The organism is Sphingobium sp. (genome assembly GCF_036170395.1).
In the GTDB taxonomy this organism is placed as follows: Bacteria; Pseudomonadota; Alphaproteobacteria; order Sphingomonadales; family Sphingomonadaceae; genus Sphingobium.
In genome coordinates, this window is the sequence record NZ_JAVHPD010000060.1 from 41671 (window position 1) to 52988 (window position 11318).

Annotated in this window: 7 protein-coding genes and 1 tRNA gene; 3 read left to right on the forward strand and 5 right to left on the reverse strand. The window is 61.2% G+C overall.

Translation table 11 applies throughout. From position 1 onward, the window contains the following. The first annotated feature begins 24 nt into the window (after positions 1–24). Positions 25–6492, forward strand: coding sequence for a calcium-binding protein (locus V2B31_RS15665; RefSeq protein ID WP_328280197.1), 6468 nt, complete (start codon positions 25–27; stop codon positions 6490–6492). Positions 6493–6574: 82 nt separating this feature from the next. On the opposite strand, the gene V2B31_RS15670 is transcribed toward V2B31_RS15665, so the two are convergent. Then, the gene (locus V2B31_RS15670) at positions 6575–7453 is read right to left on the reverse strand and encodes a hypothetical protein (RefSeq protein WP_328280201.1); all 879 of its coding nucleotides are present in this window, start codon (positions 7451–7453) and stop codon (positions 6575–6577) included. 459 nt (positions 7454–7912) lie between these two features. Beyond that, positions 7913–8284, reverse strand: coding sequence for a hypothetical protein (locus V2B31_RS15675; RefSeq protein ID WP_328280205.1), 372 nt, complete (start codon positions 8282–8284; stop codon positions 7913–7915). Here V2B31_RS15675 and V2B31_RS15680 point away from each other — a divergent pair. Then, positions 8225–8758, forward strand: a complete 534-nt coding sequence (locus V2B31_RS15680; RefSeq protein ID WP_328280209.1) for a hypothetical protein — start codon at positions 8225–8227, stop codon at positions 8756–8758. The genes V2B31_RS15675 and V2B31_RS15680 overlap by 60 nt on opposite strands. A gap of 222 nt (positions 8759–8980) precedes the next feature. Here V2B31_RS15680 and V2B31_RS15685 read toward each other — a convergent pair. Then, positions 8981–9056: transfer RNA gene (locus V2B31_RS15685), tRNA-Lys, on the reverse strand. Between the two features lie 41 nt (positions 9057–9097). Continuing rightward, positions 9098–9592, reverse strand: a complete 495-nt coding sequence (folK, locus tag V2B31_RS15690; RefSeq protein ID WP_328280213.1) for a 2-amino-4-hydroxy-6-hydroxymethyldihydropteridine diphosphokinase — start codon at positions 9590–9592, stop codon at positions 9098–9100. 23 nt (positions 9593–9615) lie between these two features. On the opposite strand from folK, the gene V2B31_RS15695 reads away from it, so the two are divergent. Then, complete coding sequence (locus V2B31_RS15695; RefSeq protein ID WP_328280217.1) at positions 9616–10311, forward strand: uracil-DNA glycosylase; 696 nt, start codon at positions 9616–9618, stop codon at positions 10309–10311. Between the two features lie 6 nt (positions 10312–10317). Here the strand turns inward: V2B31_RS15695 and V2B31_RS15700 are convergent, their stop codons facing one another. Next, positions 10318–11136, reverse strand: a complete 819-nt coding sequence (locus V2B31_RS15700; protein WP_328280219.1) for a helix-turn-helix transcriptional regulator — start codon at positions 11134–11136, stop codon at positions 10318–10320. Positions 11137–11318: the final 182 nt, after the last annotated feature.

Consider the following 11318-nt stretch of genomic DNA (forward strand, 5'->3'; position numbering starts at 1 on the left):
AATGATGGTGTGTGGAGAGGGACGATGGCGGACTATACCGGCGATGCCGACAATAATGTCTATACCGGCACGAGCAGCGCGGATATGATTTCAGGCGCGGGCGGGGATGACACGCTATCGGGTCTGGGCGGCAACGACACCATCAACGGCGATAGCGGTGACGACCTTCTCGATGGCGGCGACGGCGATGATCTGCTGAACGGCGGCGACGGCAATGACGAGATCATCACCGGGTCGGGCAATGACACGGTCGTGGGTGGCGACGGCGCGGACTATATTGATGTCGGCGCCAATCTGAACGCGCTCGACCGGATCGACGGCAGCAGCGACCTGTCCGGCGGCATCGACGTGCTCGCCATCTACGGCATCTACAATAGCTACATCCTGTTCGATGCCGATACCGTCCGCAATGTCGAGCGTTTCTCGATCGGATCGGGGCAGGTGAAGCTCACGCTCCACGCGCAGACCAACGTCACCTGGATCGACGCCGGCGGGCAGTTGCAGACCGACTATCTGTACCTCAATGGCGCGGCTGCCACCAACAACATGCAGATCACCGGCGGGGCAGGCAGTGATATCATCACCGGCGGCAGCGGCGCGGATGTCATCATCGGCGGCCTCGGCCAGGATGTGCTGAACGGCGGCGGCGGCAATGACCAGATCATCGGCGGCCTCGACGGCGATACGCTGAGCGGCGGCGCCGGCAATGACGTTTTCACCTTCACCTACAACACGCCGCGATCGGACAGCTCGCCCTCGACCATCGACACTATCCTCGATTTCGAGGGGGCCGGCGTCACGGGCGGGGACAAGATCGACCTGCCCTCCTACGCCTATGGCCGTGGGATCGTGTTCAACGCGACCCCGATCGACTTCACCTTCGTTGTCGGCGGCGGCGCATCGGGCGTGCAACTGCCCGCCGCGCTGGTGGGTGACGGCTTCGCCGACGTCGTCTGGAAGAATAACAGCAGCGCGGGCCGGGTCGAGCTGTGGGTCGATGTGGACGATAACGGGCAATTCTCCGAACTCGACATCTACACCTATATCAACGGTGCGACCTCGCTGACGCAGGAGGATTTCACCGACACCTTCCCGGTGTGGCGCGGCACGCTGGGCAACGACATGCTGCTGGCGAGCGCGGGGGCGATCACCGCCTATGGCCTTGGCGGCAATGACAATATGCGTGGGGGAGACGGCAACGACGTGCTGTTCGGCGGCGACGGCGCGGATGTCATCCGGGGCGGCAACGACAATGACTCGCTGAATGGCGGCGCGGACAATGACACGCTCTATGGCGATGCCGGCAATGACAGCCTGGCGGGTGGTGCCGGCGACGACGTGCTGGTCGGTGGCGCTGGATCGGACAGTCTCTATGGCGAGGATGGCAACGACATCATCACGGCCGGGACGGCGGGCGGCTATGTCGATGCCGGCTATGGCAACGACACGATCACCGGCAGCGCGGTCGCCGACAATCTCAACGGCAGCTACGGCAACGACACGATCAATGCCGGGGCGGGCGACGATTATGTCGACGGCAGCTACGACAACGACATACTGAATGGTGAGGCCGGCCACGACACGATCAACGGCAGCTATGGCGACGACATCATCACCGGCGGCGACGGCAACGATACGCTGAGCGGCAGCTATGGCGTCAACAGCATCAATGGAGGCGCGGGCGACGATATCGTTGCAGTGGGAACCGAGGCGAACAGCCGCGACACAGTGACCGGCGGCAGCGGCGCGGACATATTCCGCCTGTCGACCTACTGGACCTATGGCAGCTTCAGCGCACCGCATGTCATCACCGACTTCAGCCGGGCCGATGGCGACAAGCTGTCGCTGATCCACTTCGACGGCGACAATAATGGTGCGGTGGACAATAACGGCACGCCTTTGGTGTTCCGGGGCGAGCTGTCGTCGTCGCTCTATTATGACGGCGCGCCGCTTCCGGGCGGCGACCTTGGCAGCGGCTTCACCCAGGTCTGGTGGAGCCGGATCGGCAGCGGCGGCACGGCCAAGACGGTGCTGATCTTCGACTTCGATCGCGACCTGACGCTGACATCGGCCGACTATGTCTTGGAGTTCTCCGCCGGCACCATCGCCAATGTGCAACTGTCGGACTTCAGCGGCAATCACTTCCAGGCATTCGCTGGCACGGCCGGCGATGACAGCTATACCGGTAATGCCGGCAACAACCTGATCTACGGTCTGCTGGGCAACGATACTTTGTCGGGGCAGGACGGCAACGACACGATCACCGGCAATGACGGCAACGACACCCTCTATGGCGACGCCGGGAGCGACAATCTGTCGGGCGGAGCCGGAGCCGACATTATTTACGGCGGCAACGACAATGATTCGCTGAACGGCGGCGCGGACAACGACACGCTCTATGGCGATGCCGGCAATGACAGCCTGGCGGGCGGGGCTGGCGACGACGTGCTGGTCGGTGGCGCTGGATCGGACAATCTCTATGGCGAGGATGGCAACGACATCATCACCGCAGGCACGTCAGGCGGCTATATCGATGCCGGCTATGGCAATGACACGGTCACGGGCAGTTCGCTCAACGACAATATCAACGGCAGCTATGGCAACGACACTGTCAATGCCGGAGCCGGCGACGATTATGTCGATGGCAGCTACGACAATGATACGCTGAACGGCGAGGCCGGCCACGACACGATCAACGGCAGCTATGGCGACGACATCATCAGCGGCGGCGACGGCAACGATACGCTGAGCGGCAGCTATGGCGTCAACAGCATCAATGGAGGCGCGGGCGACGATATCGTTGCAGTGGGAACCGAGGCGAACAGCCGCGACACAGTGACCGGCGGCAGCGGCGCGGACATATTCCGCCTGTCGACCTACTGGACCTATGGCAGCTTCAGCGCACCGCATGTCATCACCGACTTCAGCCGGGCCGATGGCGACAAGCTGTCGCTGATCCACTTCGACGGCGACAATAATGGTGCGGTGGACAATAACGGCACGCCTTTGGTGTTCCGGGGCGAGCTGTCGTCGTCGCTCTATTATGACGGCGCGCCGCTTCCGGGCGGCGACCTTGGCAGCGGCTTCACCCAGGTCTGGTGGAGCCGGATCGGCAGCGGCGGCACGGCCAAGACGGTGCTGATCTTCGACTTCGATCGCGACCTGACGCTGACATCGGCCGACTATGTCTTGGAGTTCTCCGCCGGCACCATCGCCAATGTGCAACTGTCGGACTTCAGCGGCAACCATTTCCAGCGGATCATCGGCACGCCGCAGGACAATGTCTTCGACGATACCGACGACGCCCATGTCTATTATGGCGTCGACGGGAACGATACGATCAACGGCAATGGCGGCAACGACACGCTGGTCGGCGGCGCGGGCATCGACATCATCACGGGCGGGCAGGGCAATGACGCGCTCTATGGCGGCACTGGCAATGATAATCTGAACGGCGGGGTCGGTACCGACAGCCTCTATGGCGAGGATGGCGACGACCTGATCCGGGGCGGCGACGACGCCGACTATATCGTCGGCGGCGCGGGCAAGGATGAACTGCGCGGCGAATTCGGCGCGGACCAGATCTACGGCGAAGGCGGCGACGACAGCCTCTATGGCGGCGCGGACAATGACTATATCAGCGCCGGTGATGGCGCGGACTATGTCGAAGCCGGCGATGGTGACGACACGGCCGACGGCGGCTATGGCGCGGACCGCATCGTCGGCGGCGCGGGCAACGATACTCTCAGCGGCAGCTATGACAACGACATATTGGAAGGCGGCGAGGGCAATGACACGTTGATCGGCTCCTATGGCTGGGACATGGCCAGCTATGCCAACGCCAACCAGGCTGTCACCATCGACCTGAGCGCCGCGTCCAACGTCTATGCGCTGGGCGGCAACAGCGGCACCGACACGCTGATTGAGATCGAAGGCATCATCGGTTCGGCGTATAACGACACGCTGATCGGGACAGATGGCGACAATGTTTTCGAGGGCGGCGCAGGCAACGACTGGCTCGAAGCGCGCGGCGGCGTCGACACCCTGAGCTATGCAAGCGCGGCCGCCGGGATCACCATCTCGCTCGCCTCCACCGCGGCGCAGGCGACGGGCGGGGCGGGGACCGACACGATCAGCGGGTTCGAGAATCTGACCGGGTCTGCCTATAACGACATCCTCACCGGATCGACCGCGAACAATCTGCTGCTGACCGGCGCCGGCGACGACCGCGTCTTTGCCGGCGACGGCGAGGATATCGTGCGCGCCGGCGATGGCGCCGACGTGCTCCGCGGCGAGAATGGCGACGATCAGCTCTTCGGCGAGGTCGGCAACGACGCGCTGCTGGGCGGTATCGGGCTTGACCTTCTATATGGCGGCGAGGGTGACGACAACGTCAAGGGCGAGGCCGGCAACGATCGCCTCTATGGCGAAGCGGGCGACGATCTGCTCGAGGGCGGGGAGGGCGACGATCTGCTCCTGGGCGGAGAAGGCAGCGACACTGCGACCTATGCCGCCGCGGCGGCGGGCGTGACCGTCAGCCTCGCGATCGGACTGGCGCAGGATACAGTGGGGGCGGGCACGGACACGCTCGGCGGGATCGAAAACCTCACCGGATCGGGCTTCGCCGACCTTCTGACCGGCGACGCCGGCGCCAACATCCTGACCGGCGGCGGGGGTGACGATACGCTGGACGGCGGGGCCGGCGCGGACCGGATGGTCGGCGGCCTCGGCAAAGACATCTACATGGTTGACGATGCGGGCGATGTGGTCGCCGAATCCGCTAGCCAAGGCGACGATCTGGTCCGCACCACGCTCGCCTCCTATACGCTCGGCAACAATGTCGAGCGGCTGACGGGGCTGGCGTTGACCGGGCAGGCGCTGACCGGCAACAGCCTCGCCAACAGCATCGTCGGCGGCGCGGGCAATGACGTGCTGAACGGCGGCACTGGGGCGGACAGCCTGAGCGGCGGGCTTGGCGACGACGTATATGTCGTCGACAATGCCGGCGACGCCATCACCGAACTGGCCGGTGAGGGCGTGGACGAGGTCCGCACCAGCCTCGCCAGCTACACGCTCGGCGCGACGCTCGAAAATCTGACCGGCACTCTTGCCACCGGGCAGACGCTGACGGGCAATGGCCTTGCCAACATCATTACCGGTGGCGCAGGGGCTGATATGATGACCGGCGGACTGGGTGATGATGTCTATTATGTCAACAATATAGCCGACAAAGTGATCGAGAATAGCGGCCAGGGCTCTGACGTCATCTTTAGTTCTGTCACCTATGGTCTCGCCGGTCGCAATGTCGAGCAACTCACTCTGACGGGTTCCGGGGACATCAATGCAACAGGCAATTCCCTGTCCAACAGTCTGGTCGGCAATAATGGCGCGAATGTCCTGAACGGTGGCGGCGGCGATGACATGATGGCGGGCGGTCTCGGCAACGATCTCTATTATGTTGACGAGGCTGGCGACGTAGTGATCGAACTGGCGGCGCAGGGCGTTGACGAGGTGCGCACCACCCTGACAAGCTATGTTCTGACCACGAATGTCGAAAATCTTATCGGCGTGAATGCCGCCGGCCAGTCCCTCACTGGCAATGCTCAGGCGAACGACATCATCGGATCGACCGGCAATGATATCATCGACGGGGGCGCGCTGGCCGATATGATGACGGGCGGCCTGGGCGACGACATCTACTATGTCGATCATGGCCTGGATAAGGTGGTCGAAGCCAATGGTGAGGGCAGCGACACCATCTTCGCATCAGTAAGCTATGGTCTTGCTGGTCGCGCTATCGAGCAGCTGACGCTGGTCGGCAGCGACAATATCAATGCGACCGGCAACAGCCTGGTGAACGGCCTGACCGGAAACAGCGGCGCGAACATCCTGAATGGCGGCACCGGCGCGGACACCATGACGGGAGGTCTGGGCGACGACACCTATTATGTCGATGACGCGGGCGACAAGGTTATCGAAGCAAGCGGGCAGGGCTATGACACGATCTTCAGCACCGTCACCTACAATCTCAACGGTCGCGCCGTCGAGCAACTGACGCTGACAGGAATCGCCAACATCAATGCCACCGGCAACACGCAGGCCAACGGCCTCTCGGGCAATAGCGGGGCCAACCTGCTGGACGGCGGGGCTGGCACCGACACGCTGACTGGCGGTGCAGGGCAGGACCAGTTCCGCTTCTCGACCGCACTGGGAACGAGCAATGTCGATCAGATCGGCGACTTCAGCGTCGCTGACGACACGATCGTCCTGTCCGCGTCCATCTTCGCGGCAGCGGGGCCGGCCGGAACCTTGAGCGCCGGGGCGTTCGTGATCGGATCGGCGGCGGCGGATGCCAGCGACCGGATCATCTACAACAGCGCGACCGGCACGCTCTTCTACGACGCAGACGGCACTGGTGCGGGCGCAGCGATAGCCTTCGCCCAGATCGGTGCGGGTCTTTCGCTGACCAACGCCGATTTCCTGATCGGTTAAACGGGGGAGAAGGCCGCTCGCGCCACCCGGCGCGGGCGGCCTGCATCTCATCGCAATTTCAATAACGCCAATCCCAGCGTTGTCATTCCCGTTTTGACGTTTGAGACGGGCGCCACTGATCAAAGGGAGTTCTGCCGAGGCTAGTAGCTGGCAAAATCTCTTGAGGAAGCTGACTGAATACCGGCTCGTGAAAATTTATAAAATTTAGCAGTTCTGGAGTGTTTTTGAAATAACCTTTCCAGAGTTTCATTAATCCGATGAATAACCATTGGGAGAAATCACAAAGGATGTGATCTAAATCATGATCTGATATAACGGACGCTCCATCCGGGAAGGCTTCCTTGATCTTGTAGTAACGAAAATGTTCTATGTCGTTAACCCTTGGGGGCGAGGTGGGCATGTTCGCCATCGATCCGAATCGGGTCGTCGGTACGTTCAAGAAACTTGTATATAGAAGAATGTTGAATTTTGTGAACGGGACCACCGTCAAAAGTCTGTCTACAAAATGAGGTTCTGGTCTATTCTTGGCGCAAACGACGACATGAATCATCAAAGAGCAGGATTTCTTAGGATAATTTTCGCAAATAACAACCGGATTTTTTATCTTCTTTGATATATCATATACAGGATCGTCAAGATCGGGGCACAATATAGACTTAACAGGCCATAAAAGATATTCAGAAGAATCATTTATAAAAGCTGCGCTTGTTCTAATAGTTCCATCATCTATTGTAACCGTTTCCTTTATTGTCCTGCCATTTTTGGTACTGTTTTTGCTAAGATGTATCGAGATTCTAAGCTCATTTAGAACCGAACTTGATGTCGGATGCATTCCGTCCGTGATGCTCTCTCCGCCGCGCAAAATGACGGTCAACTCACCTGAAGGCTTTTCGACAATCGAGAATATCTGCCGATACTTACCATTCGATACTACCACAAAAGGCGTTGCTCGTTTGACCATAGTACCCCCCGTAAATGAGTGTCATAAACCGATATGGATTGCGGAACTGGAACAGTGTCGCACATACTGACCGGCGAGATGCTATGGAATGACGAGATCAAAGGCTTCGGCCTTAAGATCACACCCGCAGGCGCAAAGACCTGCGTGTTTCAGTATCGCATGGGCGGGTGCTCAGCTAAAGCGTCCTCATTGTCGGCCGTTCAGCCTAGCTCGGGCCGCCTCCAGCACCTCCCATTGGTCCATCCGCCTTTGCACGGCGCTCGCGATAGCTGACCTTGGGACGAAGCATTCCCTCCCTCGTAATGCGGAAGGCGGCAGGTTTTTCCATTGGCAGACGAACTATCACCAGCTTATCAATCGCAAGTAGGTGCTGCAAATGGCTCGTGTTCCGAGTAGCGAAATCTCGCGATAGCCGAGCCTTGCCAGGTCATCGGAATACAGAAATACTGGGTTTGTAGATCAAATCTTCAACTGCCGGGCGGCCTTTGATAAGGCCGCCAGCCTGCGCGTCTCGGCGATCATGGTCGAGGCCGCATCGGCCCGCGACTGGCCTATGCCGCGTTCGACCCGTTCGATGGCGATGGAGATGTCGTCACCGTCACACGCGCGGGGCTGGCCGCTGCCTATCGCATCAGCGACACTGTCGATGTCAACGCCGCCTTCAGCATCGACACAATCAACAATCCCGGCGAGGGTGGTAGCAATGATTTCCTGACGTTCGACGCCTATGTCACGGTCTTTCCAAGCGACAGATGGCGTATCGATGCCGGGGTGCAGCGGTATCTGTTCGATAGCGATGCCACCCTGCGCAATCGACTTGTCGCCGAACAATATAAGGCTTCGGTCGATTTTCTGCCTACTGAACGAACGCGAATTACGGCACGCTTTGCCTACGGCAATTATTCGGACGGCAACCGCCAGCTAGGATGGCAGGCCGAAGTTGAACAGCGCATCATGAGCGAACCCAAGGTCCATGTCGGTCTTCGCTATTCCGGCACCGACTTCAGACTGGTGAATCAACCGGGCTATTTCAGCCCTGACCATTATCAATCTGCGGAAGTGTTGATGCGTGTCGACTGGCGTTTCGGTGAGCAGACCTATTTCAGCGTCCGGGCCGCCGGAGGAGGCGAGCGGGAGTTAGGCGGGGCCGACCGCTTCATCGTCAGTGCATCGACCTATCTGCGCCGGGATCTGACCGATCGCTTTGCGGTGGAGGCGGCTTATGATTATTCTTCGTCACGCACGATGTCGGCCAATGGCTTCGAACGCGGCATCGGCAGGCTGTCGCTAATCACGCGATTTTGACCTTCGGCTGGTGCAATCGTCGAATGATGGGAAGCTACAAAGCGGTAAATTCTTCAGCCACCTATGTGTGCCAACTGGCAACCGGCCAATAAGCAGTCAGGCTGTTTGCGATAACCCGCCGGCAGCGCGTCCTCTTCGGTAACGCGATATATGCCGATCAACTCCGCAGCCTATCGACCGAGTAGCGCGGCGCGACGCCGCGATGCTGCCCGTCAACATTTTTGGTGAGCCCTGCTGGATTCGAACCAGCGACCTACTGATTAAAAGTCAGTTGCTCTACCGACTGAGCTAAGGGCCCGCATGGGGTGGTCGATCCCGTAGAGGGGGGCGGGGCGATGGTCAACCATTTGCGCGGGCTTTTTGCAGGCGGGCGCGCAGGTGGCGGACGGTAAGGCCCGTCACCGGATCGCGCCAGTCCGGGACGATCGCGACAAGCGGATCGAGTACGAAGGCGCGTACGCGGAAAGCGGAGTGGGGCACTACGAGCGTGCGGCTGCGCCAGGCTCCGCCCGACCAGAGGGTGATGTCGATGTCCATGCTGCGCGCGCCCCAGCGGCGATGGCGGCGGCGGCCGAGCTGGACCTCGATCGCCTGAAGCCACGCCAGCATCGCCGGCGGGGGCAGGGCGCTCTCCACCAGCAGCGCTGCATTGGCGAAGAACCGCGCGGAAGGGCCGAGCGGCGGCGTCGTGAATATCGGCGAGACGGCGATCAGCCGCACTTCCGCGCCGATTAGGGCCGCAGCTTCGGCCAGCAAGCGCGCAGGCGTGCGGCGGGCGGACAGCGGGCGGTTCGATCCCAGCGCCAGCGCATAGATGTGGCTTGTGTCGGTCACGCCCTAGCGCCTATCTGCCCGGCGTGACCTTGCAAAGCCCTCAAGACCGCTCGCCACTGCCTGCCGGCGAACCGCCGCGTGACTGCCCGCTCTGCCCGCGCCTGGTGGCGCTGCGGGAGCAATGCCGCGCCGAATATCCCGACTGGTGGAATGCGCCGGTGCCCGCCTTCGGTGATCCCGCCGCGCGCATCGCCATCATCGGCCTTGCGCCCGGCAAGCATGGAGCGAACCGGACCGGGCGGCCCTTCACCGGCGATTATGCCGGCGACCTGCTGTTCGCGACACTCGCCAAATTCGGGATGGCGGAAGGGGTCTATGAGGCGCAGCCCGACGATGGGCTAGCGCTGCGCGACATCATCATCGTCAACTCGGTCAAATGCCTGCCGCCGCAGAACAAGCCGGAGCCGGCCGAAATCCGCAATTGCCGGCCTTTTCTCGCGGCCGGCGTAGCGGCGCTGCCCAATGCGCGAGTGTTCGTGGCGCTGGGGCAGATCGCGCACCAGTCGGCGGTGAAAATACTCGGCGGGAAGCTGCCAAAGGCGCGCTTCGCCCATCTGGCCGAGCATCGGATGCCCGACGGGCGGATGCTGGTCGATAGCTATCATTGCTCGCGCTACAATCAGAATACCGGGCGGCTGACGGCGGCCATGTTCGAGGCGGTATTCGCGCGGGCGGTGGAGCTGGCGCGGGCGGTGGAGCTGGCGCGGGGCGCGATATAATCGCCGTCAGTGCACCGCGCGCCGGTATGAATTTGGCGAAACGCCGATGCGTTCGCGAAAGAAGCGCGAGAAATTGCCCTGTGACGAAAAGCCAAGGTCGTAGGCCAGAGCCCCAAGCTGAACATCGTCCTGCTTCATCTCGTTCAGCGCCTTTTCGATTCGCAGCACATTCCAATAGATGCGCGGCGTCATCCCGGTCTGCTGAACGAACAGGGCGAAGAAATGCGGTCGCGACAGGCCCGCGTGGCGCGCCACGCTATCGAGCGAGCAGCGGGTGTCGAGGTTGCGCTGCATGAACTGCATCGCCTTGCGGATGCGGAAATCCGAGCGCGGCAGCGGCAGGGTTTCGTCGCTTTCATCCTGCTGCGCGAGCGCTTCGTCGAGGAGCCGGTTGAGATAGAGTTCCAGTTCGACGACCAGCATATCCTCCAGCGCATAGCCGGTCAGGATCGCATCGACGAACGAATGGGCGCGGGCCCGCAGTTCCGGGTCGAGCCGGATCTTGCGTCGGTGGAACGGACGGACAACGCTCAGATCATGGCGCCGCGCCAGCCAGGCAGGGTCGATATAATAAAGCAGGAAGGATGGCTGCGCGTCCCGCTCCGGCGCGTGAAAACTGTGCACTTCCAACGGATTGATGAAATAGCCCGTGTCGTCGTCCAGCGCATAGAGTTCGGAATCGACAAAGAAGGTTTGCCGGGGCGTCCCGCTGAGCGGAATGATGATATGGGGCTCCTTATGGGCATGGGGCACCAGATCATTGCCGAGCCACAATATCGCCGCTCTCCCGAACGCGCCTTCGATGACTCGAGTTTCTCCCTGCACCTGCCCTCTCCCGCGTGGCTTTCGGCTCATGGCCTAATCGCTGCAACGCCAATGGCGATTAGACGCCTTGGACCGTTATTACCTGTTTTTCAGGGGCGTGAACAGGAAGAGCTTTGGCGCGCGCCCACTTATACTAACGCGCGCTGGGACTGACTCACGGGAGGGATTCCCAAGCTGCTGAA